General features: G+C 36.5%; 19 protein-coding genes, 3 pseudogenes and 1 other annotated feature. Of the genes and pseudogenes, 5 read left to right on the top strand and 17 right to left on the bottom strand.

The genetic code is table 11. The annotated features are described in order from the left end of the window. Positions 1-143 precede the first annotated feature (143 nt). The 9 genes from hisIE to J7E16_RS09055 are packed head-to-tail and all read right to left on the bottom strand — an operon-like array spanning position 144 to position 7,089. A complete protein-coding gene (hisIE, locus tag J7E16_RS09095) occupies positions 144-785 on the bottom strand; it encodes a bifunctional phosphoribosyl-AMP cyclohydrolase/phosphoribosyl-ATP diphosphatase HisIE (RefSeq protein ID WP_214891015.1) in 642 nt (213 codons plus the stop codon). Beyond that, positions 778-1,542 (bottom strand): imidazole glycerol phosphate synthase subunit HisF, encoded by a 765-nt coding sequence (gene hisF, locus J7E16_RS09090; protein WP_214891013.1) that lies wholly within the window; start codon positions 1,540-1,542, stop codon positions 778-780. The genes hisIE and hisF overlap by 8 nt, the downstream gene beginning before the upstream one ends. Continuing rightward, the gene (gene hisA, locus J7E16_RS09085) at positions 1,535-2,245 is read right to left on the bottom strand and encodes a 1-(5-phosphoribosyl)-5-((5-phosphoribosylamino)methylideneamino)imidazole-4-carboxamide isomerase (RefSeq protein WP_251006144.1); all 711 of its coding nucleotides are present in this window, start codon (positions 2,243-2,245) and stop codon (positions 1,535-1,537) included. Before hisA ends, hisF begins: the two co-directional genes overlap by 8 nt. After that, positions 2,242-2,817, bottom strand: coding sequence for an imidazole glycerol phosphate synthase subunit HisH (gene hisH / locus J7E16_RS09080; RefSeq protein ID WP_214891012.1), 576 nt, complete (start codon positions 2,815-2,817; stop codon positions 2,242-2,244). The genes hisA and hisH overlap by 4 nt, the downstream gene beginning before the upstream one ends. After that, the gene (gene hisB, locus J7E16_RS09075) at positions 2,814-3,392 is read right to left on the bottom strand and encodes an imidazoleglycerol-phosphate dehydratase HisB (protein ID WP_214891010.1); all 579 of its coding nucleotides are present in this window, start codon (positions 3,390-3,392) and stop codon (positions 2,814-2,816) included. The genes hisH and hisB overlap by 4 nt, the downstream gene beginning before the upstream one ends. Continuing rightward, on the bottom strand, positions 3,389-4,387 hold the full coding sequence (locus J7E16_RS09070) for an aminotransferase class I/II-fold pyridoxal phosphate-dependent enzyme (RefSeq protein ID WP_214891008.1): 999 nt from the start codon (positions 4,385-4,387) through the stop codon (positions 3,389-3,391). Before J7E16_RS09070 ends, hisB begins: the two co-directional genes overlap by 4 nt. Continuing rightward, on the bottom strand, positions 4,384-5,643 hold the full coding sequence (gene hisD / locus J7E16_RS09065; protein WP_214891006.1) for a histidinol dehydrogenase: 1,260 nt from the start codon (positions 5,641-5,643) through the stop codon (positions 4,384-4,386). Before hisD ends, J7E16_RS09070 begins: the two co-directional genes overlap by 4 nt. Continuing rightward, complete coding sequence (gene hisG, locus J7E16_RS09060) at positions 5,643-6,245, bottom strand: ATP phosphoribosyltransferase (protein ID WP_034546840.1); 603 nt, start codon at positions 6,243-6,245, stop codon at positions 5,643-5,645. Before hisG ends, hisD begins: the two co-directional genes overlap by 1 nt. A gap of 13 nt (positions 6,246-6,258) precedes the next feature. Then, positions 6,259-7,089, bottom strand: coding sequence for an ATP phosphoribosyltransferase regulatory subunit (locus tag J7E16_RS09055; protein WP_214891004.1), 831 nt, complete (start codon positions 7,087-7,089; stop codon positions 6,259-6,261). Between the two features lie 149 nt (positions 7,090-7,238). On the opposite strand from J7E16_RS09055, the gene hisJ reads away from it, so the two are divergent. After that, positions 7,239-8,021 carry a histidinol-phosphatase HisJ gene (gene hisJ / locus J7E16_RS09050; RefSeq protein WP_214891002.1) on the top strand — a complete coding sequence of 261 codons (783 nt, stop codon included), beginning with the start codon at positions 7,239-7,241 and terminating at the stop codon, positions 8,019-8,021. A 545-nt stretch (positions 8,022-8,566) separates the two neighbouring features. Beyond that, positions 8,567-8,810: a binding site (T-box leader), on the bottom strand. Positions 8,811-9,212: 402 nt separating this feature from the next. Here hisJ and J7E16_RS09045 read toward each other — a convergent pair. The 6 genes from J7E16_RS09045 to J7E16_RS11535 form a co-directional block, all read right to left on the bottom strand. Next, entirely contained in the window at positions 9,213-9,917 is a 705-nt protein-coding gene (locus J7E16_RS09045) for an FAD-dependent oxidoreductase (protein ID WP_214891000.1), read from the bottom strand. A 516-nt stretch (positions 9,918-10,433) separates the two neighbouring features. Next, positions 10,434-11,597, bottom strand: coding sequence for a cation diffusion facilitator family transporter (locus J7E16_RS09040; protein WP_214890998.1), 1,164 nt, complete (start codon positions 11,595-11,597; stop codon positions 10,434-10,436). A 422-nt stretch (positions 11,598-12,019) separates the two neighbouring features. Continuing rightward, positions 12,020-12,427, bottom strand: a complete 408-nt coding sequence (locus tag J7E16_RS09035) for a VOC family protein (protein WP_214890996.1) — start codon at positions 12,425-12,427, stop codon at positions 12,020-12,022. 427 nt (positions 12,428-12,854) lie between these two features. After that, complete coding sequence (locus tag J7E16_RS09030) at positions 12,855-13,433, bottom strand: fasciclin domain-containing protein (RefSeq protein ID WP_214890994.1); 579 nt, start codon at positions 13,431-13,433, stop codon at positions 12,855-12,857. A 248-nt stretch (positions 13,434-13,681) separates the two neighbouring features. After that, on the bottom strand, positions 13,682-13,960 hold the full coding sequence (locus J7E16_RS09025) for a helix-turn-helix domain-containing protein (RefSeq protein ID WP_214890992.1): 279 nt from the start codon (positions 13,958-13,960) through the stop codon (positions 13,682-13,684). A 73-nt stretch (positions 13,961-14,033) separates the two neighbouring features. Beyond that, positions 14,034-14,138: a type II toxin-antitoxin system RelE/ParE family toxin gene (locus J7E16_RS11535; RefSeq protein ID WP_353049883.1), complete on the bottom strand. Its 105-nt coding sequence runs from the start codon at positions 14,136-14,138 to the stop codon at positions 14,034-14,036. Positions 14,139-14,332: 194 nt separating this feature from the next. Between J7E16_RS11535 and J7E16_RS09015 the strand changes: the two are divergent. The 3 genes and pseudogenes from J7E16_RS09015 to J7E16_RS09000 form a co-directional block, all read left to right on the top strand. Continuing rightward, positions 14,333-14,602 (top strand): annotated as a pseudogene (locus J7E16_RS09015) (prolipoprotein diacylglyceryl transferase family protein); the annotation flags it as partial. A 136-nt stretch (positions 14,603-14,738) separates the two neighbouring features. After that, positions 14,739-15,158 (top strand): NusG domain II-containing protein, encoded by a 420-nt coding sequence (locus J7E16_RS09005; protein WP_353049882.1) that lies wholly within the window; start codon positions 14,739-14,741, stop codon positions 15,156-15,158. 333 nt (positions 15,159-15,491) lie between these two features. Then, positions 15,492-16,021: pseudogene (locus J7E16_RS09000) on the top strand (tyrosine-type recombinase/integrase). A 258-nt stretch (positions 16,022-16,279) separates the two neighbouring features. Here the strand turns inward: J7E16_RS09000 and J7E16_RS08995 are convergent. Next, on the bottom strand, positions 16,280-17,482 hold the full coding sequence (locus J7E16_RS08995) for an NADH-dependent flavin oxidoreductase (RefSeq protein ID WP_214890990.1): 1,203 nt from the start codon (positions 17,480-17,482) through the stop codon (positions 16,280-16,282). Between the two features lie 292 nt (positions 17,483-17,774). Here J7E16_RS08995 and J7E16_RS08990 point away from each other — a divergent pair. Continuing rightward, positions 17,775-17,945: pseudogene (locus tag J7E16_RS08990) on the top strand (tyrosine-type recombinase/integrase); the annotation flags it as partial. Positions 17,946-17,994: 49 nt separating this feature from the next. Here the strand turns inward: J7E16_RS08990 and J7E16_RS08985 are convergent. Then, on the bottom strand, positions 17,995-18,294 hold the full coding sequence (locus J7E16_RS08985; RefSeq protein ID WP_214890988.1) for a bacteriocin immunity protein: 300 nt from the start codon (positions 18,292-18,294) through the stop codon (positions 17,995-17,997). Positions 18,295-18,651: the final 357 nt, after the last annotated feature.

Genomic DNA, 18,651 nt, shown 5'->3' with positions numbered 1-18,651 from the left:
GGCTCTAAATTCCGCATTCACTGGCTCACTTTTCCGCACAAGTGGCTCAAATGGTCCGCAATACTCATTACTCAATGAAATTACAAAAAGAGATTCATTTAGGTTAAAAAAATTCTTTCAATTTTTTGCGGCGTGCTTACTATTTACCAGACGTCTATATCTTTTCGTTCACCTTTAAAATTGTTGCTTTTTTGATGGCGCTCTGCCAATACTGTGGCAACATCATCAACATCGATGCCTTGATCATGCAGCAAGACTCCAAGGTGGTACAACAAGTCAGCTGTTTCATTGGCAGTTTCTTTTTTGTCTGCATTTTTTGCGGCAATGATGACTTCAACTGCTTCTTCACCAAATTTTTTGGCTATTTTATCGATTCCTTCTGTTAACAGGTAATTTGTGTAGGAATCTCCTGCTTTTTCTTTTTCCCGGTCTTGAATCGTTTGCTCGATATCTTTCAGCGTAAACGCTGGAGCGACATCAAAACAGCTTTCCGTATTTCGGTGACACGTTGGGCCTGCTGGGTTTACCATTATGAGCAATGCATCTTGATCGCAATCCAAATACATTTCTTTTACATATTGGACATTCTGACTGCTTTCGCCTTTTTTCCACAGCCTCTCTTTGCTTCTAGAATAAAACCAAACGACTTCTTCTTTTTTTGTCATTTCGAAAGCCTCTTCATTCATGTACCCAACCATTAAGACATTTTTATTCGTGTAATGTTGCAAGATAACCGTCAATAACCCTTTGGAAAAATCAGGCTTCAAATCATCGTAATTAGACATAACGCATCGATACTCCTTTCTTTGAACAGCCGTCTTTTACTTCAGCAATCGAGACTTCTTCATCATGGAAAATAGAAGCGGCCAATCCAGCAGATACATTGGTCTCTTTGAATAACTCTGCAAAGTGCTGAGCGTTCCCGCCACCTCCAGAAGCAATAACAGGAATATGAACGGCTTGTTCAATTAACCTTAATAGACGATGATCAAAACCTTGTTTCATTCCATCGTAATCCATACTGGTGACCAGTAGTTCTCCAGCACCTAACGCCTCAACTTCTTTTACCCATTCGAGCGTTCGCTTAGATGTCTGTTTTTTCCCGCCATGAGTATAGCAGAACCAGTCTTCTTCTTCGGGTTCCCATTGTGCATCGATCGCAATACAGATGCATTGCGAGCCAAACTTCTCACTAGCCTCTTTAATGAACGAAGGATTTGCCAATGCAGCAGAATTCAAGCTGACTTTATCCGCTCCTGCATTGAGTAACCGGGAGATGTCTTCCAGATTTTTAATTCCACCGCCGATAGTTAAAGGAATAAACAATTCCTTTGCTGTCTTGCGGATGACATCAAGCATGAGTGCGTGTCCGGTTTCCGTTGCAGAAATATCCAAAAAGACCAGTTCATCCGCTCCGAGGGCATTGTATTGTTTCGCCATTTTAACCGGATCGCCAATTTCTCTTAATTGTTTAAATTGAATACCCTTGACCACTTGGCCGTCTTTTACATCCAAGCAAGGAATGATCCGTTTTTTAATCATCGTCTAATCCCTCCCAGAAAGCATACGTGTTGGCTGCTTTTCCAACAATCGCTGCAGCAACACCAGATTTCTCTAATTTCTGGATATCTTCAAGACTGCGTATGCCGCCTGAAGCCGTGATAGGGTGTTTGGAAAACCTGGCTAATGCACCGGTCAACTCCACATTTGGACCCCCCATTTTTCCATCTTTTGTAATATCTGTATAAATGATTCCTCCTAAAGGCAAATCATTTACCGATTCGACCACCTCGTAAATGGTCTGTTCACTGACTTCTGTCCAGCCATTCAATGCGACTTTCTCGCCTTTCGCATCAAGTCCCAAGTAAATCTTTCCGGGATAACGTGTGGTCATTTCGGCGAGCCATTCTCTATCATGAAGACCTTTGGTTCCAACAATGACATAAGAAGCTCCTGCTTCAAGGTAATGCCAGATGGTCTTTTCAGATCGGATCCCCCCACCTATTTCTATCGGAACGGTACTTTTTTTCAAGAGTGTCTCGATATAAGCGCTAGAAGTTGGCTGTTTCTTGACCGCTCCCATCAAATCAACAATGTGGATACGTGTGACTTGAGGATATTGAGTGTAAAAAGCAATCGCTTCTTCAGGCGTTCGTTTCATTTCTTCTTTGGTTGCATAATCCCCCTCTGTCAGGCGGACACTTTTATTGTCGATCAAATCGATTGCTGGCCATATCTCAATCATTCAAATCCTCCTTGAAGTGCTTGATTTAAAATCGCCAATCCTATTTTTCCGCTTTTTTCAGGATGGAATTGAATACCTAAAATGTTATCTTTTTGCACAATTGCTACCACTTCTTGCCCATAATCAGCTGTAGCGACAATATTTTCCTTGGTGACTGCTTTATAGGAATGAATGAAATACACATCACCATTTAAACTTGGAAGAGTTGAGTGCAACGCATTCCATCCGAGATGTGGTACAGGGTGCGGGCTAATGATTCTTTCAACTGTACCAGGCAGGTAGCCAAGACCGTCGACATTACCTTCTTCACTGTGCTCAAACAACAACTGCATGCCAAGGCAAATCCCCACCAATCGTTTGGTTTCTTTTAACTCATTCAATAAAGGAACTAATTTTTGTGCGTGAATTCGTTCCATCGCATCTTTAAAGTGTCCAACACCTGGCAGGATAATAGTGTCTGCCTGCCGAAGGGCATCTTCGTCTTTGGTTACTTCTACCTCATAGCCCAGAAAACGGATGGCATTGGTTAAATTAGCAATGTTTCCCAAACCATAATCCATGATCGCTATCATTCAATCACTCCTTTAGAAGAGGGTAGACGGTCGACACCTGAATCGCTCAGCGCTATCCGAACACTTTGGGCAAATGCTTTGAACAAAGCCTCAATTTCATGGTGCGTATTTCCTCCCCTGATTAAATCAAGATGGGTCGTGTATCGGGCATGAATGACGACCGCATAGAAAAACTCTTTAACCAGCTCCACATCAAACGTTCCAACAGTCGCTTTTGAAAAATCTGCATCAAAGTGCAAGTATGGGCGTCCGCTGATATCGGTCACTGATCGAGCCAATGTTTCGTCCATCGGTACATAAGCTGTACCATAGCGTGTCATACGCTCTTTTTCTTTCCCCAATTCAGCCAACAATTGTCCCAATACGATGCCAACATCTTCAGTCGTATGATGAGCATCCACATCTATATCCCCATCGACTGTCAAATTTAGTACAAAATGGCCGTGAAAAGCAAATAAATTCAGCATATGATTTAAAAAACCAACTCCTGTTTCAATGCTAGACGGATCGAAACCTTGTTTCAACGACATCCTGATTTTTGTTTCTTTGGTATTGCGTTCTATAAATACTGTCATAGTCTTATTCTCCATTCTTTTATAATTGATTCAAGTTGCGTTAATTGTTCATCTGTCGCTATTGAATAGCGGACAGCTTTCTGCAGCAACGGATGGGACGAATCAGGATATGTTCTCGGCTGAAATCCGCTTTGTTGAATGTACTTTCCTAATTCCAAGGCAACTTCACCGTAAGTAAAAACGAAGTTCGCTTGACTTGGTAGCACAGTCATCACATCGCTGACTTCTTTCTTAAAAATATCTTTCAATTTTCCAGCTAACTTTCTTTGATGGTTCATAAAGGTTTCCAGTTTAGTTGTATTTTCGAATAAGTATGCGGCTATATTAATAGATAAAGTATTTATCGGATAAGGGTGAGCGACCGAATTCAACAAAGTCATCGTTGCCGAACTGCTGGTCACTATTCCGATGCGCAAACCCGCCAAACCATATATTTTGGAAAGTGTCTGCATGACAATAACATGCTCCCCTACTGGACGAACGGATTGTTGTTCCGCGAAGTCCATATAAGCTTCATCGATAATCAAATACCCATTCAGTTCTTGCATCAAATCCGCCGCAGCCTGGGCAAATCCATCTGGATGAAGCATACCAAGCGGATTGTTCGGCTGGGAAAAGATGAAAAATGATGGTTTGATTTTTTCCATCTGTACAAGTGTACTTGCATAATCAAATGATCCATCCTCGTTACACTCCACCTTATGGATAGGACGCTTCAATTGTTTGGCGTATTCTTCGTACATTGAAAAATCTGGCTCAAAAGTCATTACAGGACCCGTTCCTAGAACCATCATACATTTTTGGATCCATTCATCTGAGCCATTGGCGAAACTGACCAATTCAGGATCCAGTCCATATAATTCTGCGTACACCTTCGCCAGATGTTTGTACTCATCATCCCCATATTGATTGAAAGGCGTTTTTAGCACAATTTCTTGCAATTCTTCATCTGTCAATGAACGGTACGGACTTTCATTTTTGTGGATACGAATCATTTTTCTTCCTCCTTCCACCTGACAGCAAGAGAATCATGGTGCGCTTGTAATTCTTCTTCCTTTGCAATACGCATGCCGAAAGGAGCCATTTTTTGGAACGTCTCTTTTTTCAACTGGATCACAGAATTGGTTCGCAGAAAGTCGTTCACCGTCAATCCATTGGCAAATCGAGCATTTCCATTGGTTGGCAGAACATGACTAGGACCTGCAACATAGTCCCCGATTGCTTCTGGTGAATACGGACCAATAAAAAGAGCTCCCGCTGTTTTTATTTCAGAAATGTACTCTTCAGCGTTCTTTGTCTGAATGGATACATGCTCTCCAGCAATCAGGTTCACGATTTCAATAGTTTCTCGTTTGCCACTAGTCAAAATTGGATAGTGATGGTCTTTCAGACTTCCGTTGATGACACTTAACCGGCTTTGCTTCAGTTTTTGCTTGTCAATTTCTGATTTAATAGCGGTCAACTTTTCTTTATTAGTACTGATTAAAAATGTACGAGCCATCTCATCGTGTTCAGCCTGAGCCAGCACATCCAAGGCTACCCATTCTTCGTTAGCAGTCTCATCCACTACCAAAACGATTTCGGAAGGTCCTGCAATAGAATCAATTCCGACATCGCCATATACCAGTTTCTTTGCCAACGCTACGTACTGGTTTCCGGGACCTACTATTTTATCAACCTTTGGAATCGTTTCAGTTCCGTAAGCCATTGCAGCTATGCCCTGAGCTCCACCTGATTGATAGACATGATCGACTTGGGCAATAAAGCAGGCAGCTAATGTAGTCTTATTGATTCCGCCCGGTTGAGGAGGAGTGACAATGATTGTTTCTCTCACTCCAGCTACATTAGCTAAGGTGGCTGTCATCAATACCGTTGACGGATAACTTGCTTTTCCACCAGGCACATAAATCCCTATTCGATTTAACGGCTGAATATTTTGATAAAGTTCTGACTTCGGCATGGTTGACCATTTAATGGACTCTTGATACTTATAGATTTGTTTATACGCTTCTTCCAATGCATCGCGCAGTTCGCTGTCCAATTCATTGTAAGCTTTTCTCATTTCCGCAATTGGAACTTCCAGCTGATCCGAATCCAATTCTACTCCATCAAATTGTCTAGCGTAATCAATAAGTGCGTCATCCCTTCTTTCCTGAACTTCATGGATGATATCCATTACCGCTTTAGCCTTGGAAAGATCGGTCTGATTTGCAGATTTATACTTGTTTTTAAATTCTTCTGCTGTATACATCAATTCACCTTCAATACATTAATAATTTTTTGGATTTCCTCATACTTTGAAAAATAGGCATGTTTGTTGGAGATAAGGCGAGCATTTATCTCGTCTAGTCTTACTTGTTCGCTCAACCCATTTTCACGCAAAGTGGTCCCGGATTGAACGATATCCATGATAGCATCCGCCATGTCGATCGTCGCAGCCAATTCAACGGAACCTTTCAAGGCAATAATTTTGACGGGTTGCATGATGGTATCAAAATAACGCTGCGTGTAGTGTACATACTTAGTTGCCACTATTGGATACTCGTTCTGAGGATGCTTGCTGGCCAAAGCAAAATGACAATAACCAAATGGTAAGTTCATTAAGTTATTAAGCGTTCGATTTTGTTCAAACAATACATCACTCCCGGTTATTCCTAAATCGGCTATCCCCTCTTCCACATAAACTGGAACATCTTCTCCTTTAACAAGCAAAAACCGAATATCTTCTATAAGGACGACTAGCTCTCTTGATACTGATTTCAATGCAGTTGACCATTCAGTCAACTGAATGGAATCAAGGTAGTTGATGAAATCTTTCAGTTGTCTTCCTTTTGATAAAGCAATTGTTATCATGCTGACACTCCCCTTAAATTGTTATCGCCATTCCGAAAGCTTTTGAAGAACTCGTATACTGTCCTCCAGATCCAATGGGATTCACTGCATTTTTTTCATAAACGTGGATAAAAATTCCTTTGTAATAAGATTGCACAGGGACAGCTAATAAATCAGAATAAACATACTCGACTCCCAATGAATCTAATTGATCTTGCCACTGCTCGATTTCCTTTAATTGATCCGCTAATTCAGGAAAGTGTTTCTTTAAATAGTCCCCTTGATCAGCAGGGGCTTCTTTCATCAACCTAACTAACAGATGGTCTTTCCCTAAACGAGAACCCAATGCATCATAGTTTCTGTCCCTAATGTATTGCTGAACCAATTCATCCTCATGTTCATCTTTGTTTAAAAGTTTTTTTAATAACATGTTATGACTGATGACTCCTACTGAAAGTGTCGTATGCAGTTCCTGTTGCAAGAAACAAATCATATCCTCCAAAACCTTAAACTGTTCCTTCACATCCGCTGAAAAGATCTCGACCCCCAGTTGTTTGCGCTCACTATCAACTGTATAAACCGATCCAACATAAGCAATCTTATCAGCATGTAACTGGTACTTCTTACGGTAGCGCACAATTGCATTCGTCCAGTCGCTACGTAAAGCAAACAATGTGCCGTTTCTTTCCCATTTATGCCGACGTTCCATCAAATGTAAATCATCTTGAGATAAATCCTTCCATTGAAAGGATTCGACTAGCCCTAAATCAATCAACTCATAATTACGTTGCTGAAAATGATTCAGAAATCCCATCTCTTGCTGCTTTATTTTCATTAAGTCCTGGTTCATCCTGATTTGATTCATAGTTGTCTCACTCCTATTTTATTTAATTTATTTTACTAATTCTCTTCTCTAAATGAGAAACTATTTCATCCAATTTTAAAGGCATGGTACTATAGCTAAATAGGAATATCTTAAATTTTTTAATTTTACTTTTTAAAAAGGAGAAAAAAATGAAAAGAGACAATCATATCCATACAAATTATTGCCCACATGCCTCGTCTGATTCGATAGAAATGTATATAGAAGAAGCAATATTAAAGGGATTGAAAGAATTGACCTTTACCGAACACGCACCTTTGCCAATCAAAGACTCTGTTCCAACAAAGGACAGCGCTATGAGAATGGAAGATGTGGAACGCTATATAAGTACCTTGAAAGATATGCAATACAAGTATGCGGAAATGATTCGTATCCATATCGGATTCGAAGTAGATTATATTGAAGGTCATGAAAAAGAGACAATTGATTTTTTGAAAAAGTATCCGGAATGCATTAAATATTCGATATTGAGTGTTCACTTTCTTCAATTAAAACCCAATGACTATTTCTGCATCGACTATGACAGTGATTCTTTTATCCAAAAAGGAACATCCATCGGCTTTGAAACAATGTACCGTCGTTATGAAGAAACGCTAACCAAAGCACTGTCTCTTCCTTTCGGCGAATGGACACCTAAAAAGATTGGCCATCTGAACTTGATTCATAAATTCCAAAAAGCTTATACAGTTGAAGATTCTATACAGTGGGAAGCATTAATGGATCTAGCTAAAATGAATCATTACCGATTAGACTATAATTTTTCTGGAATGGATAAGCCCCTTTATAAGAAGACTTATCCAAACGCCGACATGATGATGTATGCCAAAAAAATTGGACTGAATTATGAAACAGGTTCTGATGCTCATCAAGCAAAAGACATCGGACGTTACTTTTCATCTTTTGAAGAATTTTAAGGATATGAGGAAAAGTAAGGTTTTGTTGCACCATCAAATTTTCCTTTTTCTTGAATTTCTTCTAATTGGCTTGTCTCATTCGCTGAACTTGTATCCTAACCTGTTCCGCAAACTGTGACACCCATAAGTACCGCCCTTAATGCAGCAACCATCCAAAAGCTAATTGATTTTTTCTTCATCTTGTATTCCTCCTCTATTTTTCAAAATTTCGAATCCATAATTTATTGACTCTAGGTCAACGGGTGTGGATTCTTCAAAATGAAATTTCTTCTGGAATGGACGGGTTTGCTTGTGGGGCCATGGGAACGCCTGAAGCCTGAAAAGAAGTCTTCAAGCTTTCAAGCTTCAAACAAACCGTAATCGCTGAAGCGTTAACGTTTTATAATTCTCATTGAATCCTTTACACGGCTACAAGCAACCCTATTCCTCCAAAAATTTCAGGTGAGTGATCCAACTGATTTATCAACACTAAAAAATATAAACTTAATTTATCTTGCAAAACATTCAGCCGAAAACAAAAAAACTCCCGTCCTCTAGCAATAATGCTAGAGGACGGGAGTTTCCTCACGTGGTTCCACCTCAATTTATTGATACTTCACAGTATCAAACTCAGAAAGTACTATCATACTTTTGCACTGTAACGGGTGCGATTCCCGAATCCAGCTATTCCCAAAATGGTTTCACCGATTAGCTCAAAGATGTGTTCAATACATTTGTTTATGTGCTCTCACCAACCGCACACTCTCTGACAAACATCCTGTACTTACTCTTTCTTTTCAAAGCTTATGTATTTCTATTCATTTTCTAATTGTTATCTAATTTATCACATAAAAAATAATTTGTAAACAAAAAGGATTTTCTTTTTTGTATAAATGGATCTCATTCAATCAGATTTCATTTTTTGTGTTCATACTTCTATTTAAAAAAATGGTTCCATTCTTGATATTGTCCTTTTCTTCCTGATTATTTATTTACTAACTGTTTAAGAGCGTCATTATACTTTTCTATACCGTCTTATAAAACTTTTTCGAACTTATATTGTCTTTTTCTTTTCAGTGTTTCACTCATTTGTGCTTTAACTATATAGGACACTTTGATCCATCACAGCCTTCAATAGCACTAATGAGTGCTTCATTATAAAAAATGACGAAAATACATTACGTTTAAATCTATCGGTACTTTTATTAAATGTCACTTAGCTCCTAGCAATAAATCCGAAATAATACGATTTTTCTTGATTCCTTTTTCCCTATATCGTTTTTTTACTGACCTCAACACAGCAGGTGACCCTGAGTTATAGTAATAAGCTGCATTGCCATAGTGATCAACTAATTCATCTAATTTTATAGCTGTTTCTTCTCGTGAAGCCATTTTATATAACTGGATCATTGGATTGTTCATTGCCATGTTTTCGATTTCATCTCCAAATAAATGGTATCCTGATGCTGAATAAACTACTTCTATTGGTCGATCAGTATTGAACTCCATTTGCTTCAACAATGCTCGGATTGGTGTTATGCCGACGCCACCTGCGAATATGACAATTGGAGAGGTTTCATCCTGAATCTTAAACCAACCGAACGGTCCACGTAATGTAACTTTTTCATTAGGCTCCATCGCTAAAAACGTTTTTTTAAAACTACTGATTTCTTTTCCAGTCCGTGTACCGACTAAAATAAACCCTTCTTCTGGTATAGAGGCTACTGAAAAAAGGCGGAACTTTCTTCCTTCAATCTTTTTACCTGGCAAAGTAAAAATACCGTGCTCGCCTGGCACCCAGGTTATGTCAGAATCGTTTTTAAGCTTAACGGTATAATAATCACCATATAAATTTTCAATACTTTCAACTGAAAATTCTCCTTTTTTAATCACACCTTTCATATCTTCAAATTTCATTTTTCTCCCTCCATTCATCTCGTATTGTCTTATAAATAAAATACTAGTTAGTTAACATGCTTTTCCAAATTCACTAAATTGGTTTCTTTATATCTCTCAATTTTTAACATACCATTTTTATTTTGATAACCCTTACGCAAATCTTAATAGCTGCTCATTTATTTGTCAATTAATAGAACTAGTTTATGTCGTGAATTATTAGCAAAAATCAAATAAATACGATGTGATCTATTAATTAACTTTTTTAATTGTCTAGTTTAAATTTGCCTAATCAAAAAATCGATGTTATGACATAGCTACGAAGATTAAAAATTGAATTCGATAGAAAGTAAGCATCCATTAAATGCCAGTAAACACCTTTTTGTCTAGCTTAATTTGACAAATCAGATTATTAATAAGTTCGGTCTTTGGGTTGAACAGATTCGCATAAAATAGTCAGGGTTAAAATAGGCCCAACAACTAATGAGTTAATCACTTGAAACATAAAACAATATCTAAAAAAATGTTATTTTCTTTTTATTTTTTCAATAAATAGGTCCTATCAAAAACGAGTTCAATTGCATATGAGCCTATTTTTTGATTAATGTCTTTTTCAATTCCGATTAAAAGCTGTTCATTTGTCAATGATATGTTTTCTGGAACGACAACGTCGAATTGAATTAAAGGTAGATCATCTTTATTTTCAAGTCTAAAATCATGTAATTGTAAGTTTAATTCATAGGAATTTAATAGTTCTTTAACAAGTTTATATACCTTTTGTTGTTCTTCACTACGAACGGCAATTGGATCCAAGTGACAAACTAAATTAATTTTTAATTTATTTTTAAATTCTTTTTCAATCCCAGTGAGCACTTTATGAGATCGATTTAGATTCCACCTATCGTCAATTTCAATATGAACAGTTGCAAATTTTTTCTCAGGGCCATAATTATGGATCAGTAAGTCATGGTAGCCAATGATTAATTGCTGATTGTCTAAATGATCCGTTATTAATTTGAGTTCTTCTTCATTTGGACGGTCTCCTAATAAAACATTAATGAATCCGCTAATCATTTGAGCACCGCTGAAAAGAATAAAGATAGCAATTATTACCCCTGTATAACCATCGATTTGCCAGCCGGTAAAATGCTCAATTCCAGCAGATACGAATACGGTAAGTGTTGTATAAACATCGTTAAAGCTGTCTTTTGCACTAGCCAACAATGTTTTAGATTTGATATGTCGAGCTGTTTCTTGATAAAAGTAACCTTGAGCGACTTTGATACCTATTGATAAAATCAAAATTACGAACATTACAGAAGATGTTTGCAAGCTTTCTGGTTGCAAAATACGTTTAATTGACGTTATGAGAAATTGTCCACCCACAAACAAGATAATGAAAGAAATAATCATACCTGTAATGTATTCTGATCGCTGATGACCATAAGGATGTTTTTTATCTGCTGGCTTAGCAGCTATTCGGAATCCAATCAGTGTTAAAACTGAAGAAGCTGAATCTGATAAATTATTCATTGCATCAGCTATAATTGAAACACTCCCTGAAAATAAACCAATCATCAATTTCATTGCAAATAATAGGAAGTTAGAAAGTAAACCTACCTTACCCGCTAAAGTACCAAAAGTGGTCCTAATTTCTTTTTCTTCACTTCGATTTTCTACCCATTTAAAAAATCTTTTCATGCTTACACTCCTAAGAATTTCAAGTTACAATTTTGAGTTAATCAGAATAGTATATCAGTGTGCCTATCTAATTAATAGTAGTTACACTATAGTTTTAATAACTATCATGAAATTTAATAACAATAAGTGTCTAGAGTCCCTGATAAATCAAGATTCCGTTTACGTTATCAAGAAGATGACCGTGAAACTGCAGACTATTTCCTTACTACCTTATTAATAAAGTAGCTTTTTATATAATCTATGAATTTTTTTAAAGTCGTGTATGTAAAACCTTATTAAATCAAGGGTCTATATACACGACTTTTTAATTTAGTAAACCTGGATATCTTAATCGACACTTATAATAGACAGCTAAAAATCAATCAGATCAATATTTGATAAGTGTTTATTCTGGGTAGACTTTAAATCGAGAGTACATATATTTATTTAGATAGTTCAGGAGCTACAAGTTCTACTTTTATCCTATCTGGATCTTCAAAGTACACAGCGTAATGATTTCCACCTCCGGAAAATGGGTGTTGTTTTGTGTAAAGAATAGGAATTCCTTTGTTTGTTAGTTTTTGAGTCATATCATCTACGTGTTGTCGTGAACTCGCATGAAAAGCTAAATGATTTAACCCTACGTTTTTTCTATGGTACGAATTATCTGAGAAAGACTCTTGTACTTGGACAAAAACAATGTAAGTCTCTTCTAATTTCCAACTTTGTCCATTTTCCCATTTTTGAAAAGAATGATATCCTAAATCCTCAAGAAACCATCCCCAAAAATCGTTAGATTTTTTTAAATCAGAAACATAGAGCTCAATATGATGAAGAAATCCTTTTGACAAGAAGCACCACTCCTTTTTTTATTATTTGAATACATGAAATTGGATAAAATCATGTATCGTAGACCTTGATTTATTAAGATTCTTTTTTCTCTTTAAAATTCCAGTAAAGTGTGAGCTCTGCGAGGCTAAAAACCGGTCAGCTTTCCGCTGAGATAACTAATGGGTGCATGTGTTGTACTACTTATTCTCTTAATTATACAACACTTTGAGACAGTGCATCAGCACCCACGAAAAAAGCCACACCTAAGTGAATAGGAGTGGCTTTTTTCGTGGGTACTGCATTAACGAATATGAAAGTTCATAAGTTAATTGGTGAGTTGCTTTTTATTCAATTTTATAATTTTTTTTCTTTTTAAACTGTTTGAGAGTTTAGTTCTTTTTATTACTATAGTCTGATTTTATTACATTTAAAAAAATTTTCAGTTTATTACTCTGCCACTTCTTGTAATTCAAAATCAGAAGGAACCAAAACGGTATCAATCGAGTGTACAACGCCGTTTGTTGCTTCAATATCTGTTTGAGTAATCATAGAATCGTTAACCATTGGATCTCCTGAAAAATCAAACATTAATTCTTCTCCGTTAACTGTTTCTGCTTCCATTCCATCTGTTAAATCAGCAGCTAAAACTTTACCAGGAACGACATGGTACGTAAGAACTTTTGCTAAATCAGGTTGTGCGAGTAATTCATCAGCTGTAATATCTAATTCACCTAACAGTTTTTCAAATGCAGCGTTAGTCGGTGCAAACACTGTAAAAGGACCCTCACCTTGAAGAGTTTCAACAAGTTCTGCTTTTTGAAGAGCAGATACTAAAATACTAAAATCAGGATTACCTTGTGCAATACCGACAACATCTTCTTTAGCTTCAACAGATTCTTCCATAGCTGTATCATCACTCATTGTATCCTCATCAGTATTGTTCTCTGTTGCACATCCTGCTAACAATCCAATGGCTGCGAACGAAATTAAACCTAATCGTAACTTCTTCAATAAATCTTTGCTCATAATAAATCCATCCTCTCTTATATAGTATAAAAAGAACTCTCAAACAGCAAAGTAAGCGCATTCCATGTCTGTCAATTAACTCTAATTGAAAGAACATTAGAAGTCAATTAATCGGTTTAAAAATAGATTAACCTACTATTTTTATTTATTGTGAACAGCTCAAGAAGCAAATAAAAAAAGGGCTATCTTGAATTAATTACCTAACGAATCACTTTTTTGTATAGGCCGCTTTTAGGAAGTTCAGCAATTTAAACGACAACTTCCAGTTTCAGCTTTAAGCCTACAGATTCCACAATATCACTTAATGTTTGTACACTAATATTTTGTGTTCCTTTTTCTACTCGAAAAATATAAGATTGTTTTTTTCCAGTTAGAATCGTTAATTCAGATTTAGTTAACCGTTTTTCTTCTCTAATTCTTAAAAGAATGTTTGCAGCTTGATAGCTAGCTTCCGTTTCTTTCCATGCTTCAGCAAATTCTGGGACGCCCATTTGGGTATCAAAGTAGTGTTTTAATTTATTTTCCATCGGTTTCACCCTTTCTTTTTAGGTAGTCTTTACGATACTCTTTTGATTTAGTACTTTCTCTTGAAGGGGTTTTTTATGTTTTTTTCGTGAAACCATGAGTAATAATATATTTGCTATTGCTCTTATGGAAATATAAACACCTAAAAATATTGCTTGAGAATTTTACTTTAAGTAGGATTATTCAGTCCTTTAAGACCGTATTCCATATTGACTATCGATAAGATAAGAAAATAATTGAAAATCCTATTTTAACTATGAAATTGACAGATATTTCCCTACCTTTCTATAGCGATAATAAAGAAAAATTATGTAGATTAAATAACTCCATAAATTCCACATAATTCATTGTTATATTGATACAGGTTAATCGGTGTGATCATTGCTCTACGGAACCGCAAAGATTTATTGTGGCAAGGTGAAGTGACTCTTAGCTATGTGATCTGGTATTCAGTAGGAAGATTTTTTATAGAAGGCATGCGAATCGACAGCTTATAGATTGGTGATTTACTCCGGGTGTCACAAGGGCCATCTTTGATTCTATTTATTGTTGCCATTGGGATTTGGATATACCGCAGAAGGGATTACCCCATTAAATCCTACTATTTAGAAGGTTGGCGACTCAAAAAGGAAGGGGTTGGATGATGTGGAAAAGAGACCCCACTGGAACTTCTTCAAAAAGAATTCGCTAGAGGAAAAATCACGGAAGAAGAGTACTTGAAGAGAAGAAAACATTTGGAGTGAACTAGAAAAAGTTTCCAGATAAGAGAAGTGGAGGGCAATCCCGATTAAAAAATATCTAAAAAGTGTAAAACCTTTTACCATTATTATTGTCTCCCTGCTGATTATTGTTTCTGTGTTATCAACGGTCACCTTTGCAGTACAAAATACGCAAAATGAAGCGAGCAAGCTATATGCAGTGATTTCTATCAATGGAGAGGAAGTAGACCGTTTCCTCCTGACAGAAAATGAGGAAAACCAGCTGATCACCTATTATCCGGCTCCCGGGAAGTATAATATTATCGAAATTGATGGGGAGCGGATTCGTAACAAGGAAGATAACAGCCCCCGGCAAATCGCCGTGCGGACAGGCTGGATTCAAGATCCTGGACAAACCATCCTTAACTTGCCCCATCGCTTGAATATCGAAATCGTGTCCGATAATCCAGAAGAGGCAGAGATTGATGTCCTATCCCAGTAAGGAAGTTAAAACCTACACCGCTTTATCAAACTGATAGCTATCTTAGTTCATCGTATATTGAGAGGGTTACAAGTAAACAATGGAAGACGATATGGGACAAATTATCTTTAGAAATTTAAAAAAATACTTTTAATAATATAAAGTTGTATTTTATTAAATACATGAAATTGTATAAAAATGTGTATCGGGAGCCCTGTCTCTATAGGGTTCTTTTTTATAATGGTCTATAATACATGATTATGTATTTTTTTAACTAAATCATATATCGCTTTTGTTAGATGAGAGGGCTTTTAAATTAGTTATAACGTCTAACCATTAAATACGCAACAAGAAATAAACGACTTTTCATTCTGTTTAAGACGCAATAAAAATGAGGTTCGAGATGTTTTTCTGTTCTTGATTGGCATTAATAGCAGTTTACATATGTCAGATATTATTAAATTAAATAAAAAACACCTGCTTTCCTTAAAAAATCCCTGAATCGTAGAGAAAAAAACAGGAAAAACCCGTATTTTGTATTTGAGTAGTCTGCAATACTTTATTCAAGAGTACAGAAAAGACTTAGATCCAGAGGATTACTTGTTTCCCAGTACTAAAGGCGGACACTTGGGAGTTAATGCGGTCTAACAAATGTTTCAAAAGGTAGCCACTCTACTAGGAAGGGACGATATTGGTACACACACGCTGTGCAAGACATTTGGCTACTACTTATACAAGAAAACCAAATAATAGCTACTCTGATGGGAATATTCGGTCCCAGCAGCGAGAAAATCACGAAGCGTTATATTGGGATTAATGAAGATGAAATTAGTGAGACTTTATTGAATTTCAGATTAGTTTTTTTGTTTTTTAAGTTAAATTAAAAATGAATTTTTTATAGGCTCCAATGAGATCCTCTCCCTTATATCTTTACTAAATTAATATATTAAGTACTGTAAATTACAGTACTTAAAACCTTTAATTTATAGACTTAAATACGATTTTAAATAAAAATATACTAATCAAAATAAGGGGTTGCATAATTAAAATGACAATCCCTTATTTTTGATTACTATACTTTGGTTGATTATCAGAAATTTATTTGAGCGAAACCGTGGGAATACTTTTATCTAAAATAGATATTATAGATTTTTATTTTCCAAAGTGTACTTTCTATCTTCTTCAAGCAGTACCGCTTTAATATAGTCAAACGTTGCTTGCGGGATATGTCCGTTCGCATTAACCGCTGGTAGCATGATAGGGAAATGTTTCGGTAATGCCAACTCATCATAACGATCGGTTACATCAAAATTGATCGTCTCTTCTTGACCATTTTCAATTTTCTGCTTTATCTCAGGATCCATAAGAACCGCCGAAGCCAAGGCAATGATATCTGTATAGTTTAGAGCATCCAAGGCTGCATCGGCAGTTAATATGTCACCCACTACAATTAGTTTGGTTCTGCCAGCAAGCAATTCATGGATTACTTGGTTAATAATTTCACCTTCATGATCTCCCATTAAGGCTTTCGATTTATAAGCTTCTGCCCCCCATAAGGAGGAGTGAACATAATCAATCCCTAAATCAGCTATCTTATCAATTAGATAGAGAGAGTCGTCTAGTGTATATCCTGCTTTATTACCATGGATTTCTTCCGGGCTAATCCGGTAGCCGATAATGAAATCATTTTTGCCACGTTTCGTTACTAAATCTTTCACTCGTTTTGTAATTTCTATCCCAAAGGCGGCACGGTTTTCAAGTCTGCCTCCCCACTTATCATTTCGCTTGTTGGATATTTCTGAGAAGAACTGCTGGATTAGGTAGTGGTTTGCACCATGAATTTCCACGCCGTCAAACCCTGCATCTATTGCCCGCCCTGCCGCCTTCACATACTGATCAATTACCTCTTCGACCTGCTCTTCGGTTAATCCGGTAATCGGATAATCTAAAAAGTCAAAATCCATTGAACTTGGACCATACACCATACCGTGCTGCTGGAATGTAACTTTTGCTTCCCGACCTGGATGAAAAATTTGGCAAATTGCTTTATTCCCTTTCGATTTCATAGTCGTGGCCAATTGAGTCAATCCATCCAATTGCTCATCGCGGTAAATCCCTAATGCATAACCAAATGCATTCCCATATTCAGTTACTGCAGCGGCACCTGAGATTAATAGAGAGGCTGAATTTGCGCGCCTTTCAAAGTATTTGATATCTTCTTCTGTTACATCTCCTTCTGGGGAAGAACCGTCTACTACCATTGGAGCCATCGCAAAACGTGTGTCTAGCTTTACACCATTATTGAACGTCACTTCTTCAAATAGTTTCCCATATTTCGAATTCATAATTATGCTCCTTTACTTTTTATTTTTCACTTCACAACTGTAACCCTATTATAGGTCATGAAGTATGCGCTTTCAAAGAAAAGGAACTTTTCTCAACTTAAAACAGACCCTATAGGTAGCGACCTCCAAAGTTTAAATTTCACTCTAACATTTAGGGGTCAGAATCAGTTTCAAATGAAAAATGTATTCAGTTTGGGAGTTGGTTAATTTATATAATAATTACTTACTTAACATAAAATTAAATTAACCAAAGCGCCTGTCTTAAAATTTATTAGGAAATAAAACTATCTTCACATCTATGCTTCGAAAGACATTCGGTTACCACTATTACAAGAAAATCAAAGACGCGGCACCACTAATGGAAATATTCGGTCATAGTAGCGAGAAAATCACGAAGCGTTATATTGGGATCAATGAAGATGAAATTAGTGAGACGCTATCAAATTTTCGTTTGGGATTTTAATTCATACTATTGTATTGTTTTTCTGATAAATTAGGATAATCAAAGTTTATTAGAAGAGATTAGAGCCCCACATACTAACAGAAGAAGCTCCTCTGTAATTCGCAACTTCTTTGCCAATAATCGCGTTTAAATCAGTTACGGTCTGGGGAGATCTAAACTTGTTAGCCATTAAGTAAGAGTTGATTTTTCTACTTAATTTTACACAAACAAGTCTATAATCATCCCCATCAGAAATCTTTTTAGCATAGTCAAATAATGCTTGAGAAAATTCACTATCTTTTTTTATTTCTGGATCTGAATAGGCTTTGCTAATGGCATCTATAATTTTCCCTTCATTATTATTCTTCATAAATCAGTTCCTTTCTAGTTTTAAGACCATTGATTATTTTGAAGCCAGCCACTAACTATAATTTTACTCATTTCACTCTGTGCTTTATTCTAGTCTACCCACTATTTGGGTAAGCAATTGCAACTTCTATATTCTAGAATCAAACAACAAACCTAGTCCACTTAATAAAATAAAAACTGTTATATTATTTTTTACGATTGTAGATAAATTGTTTGATGGCGGATTTTATAATGAAGTTAGCCACCGCTAACTAAAAAAAACGCCACGTGAATTTCATGTTATATTGAAGTTACCACTAACTCTCAATAGACAAGGATGAATTCACATGACTAAAACAAAGAAAAAAATAAAATAACG

The sequence above is a fragment of the Carnobacterium sp. ISL-102 genome, assembly GCF_018612935.1.
GTDB classification, from domain to species: Bacteria; Bacillota; Bacilli; order Lactobacillales; family Carnobacteriaceae; genus Carnobacterium_B; species Carnobacterium_B alterfunditum.
The sequence above is the reverse complement of the archived record's forward strand: the minus strand, read 5'-3'. Positions and strand labels throughout refer to the sequence as shown.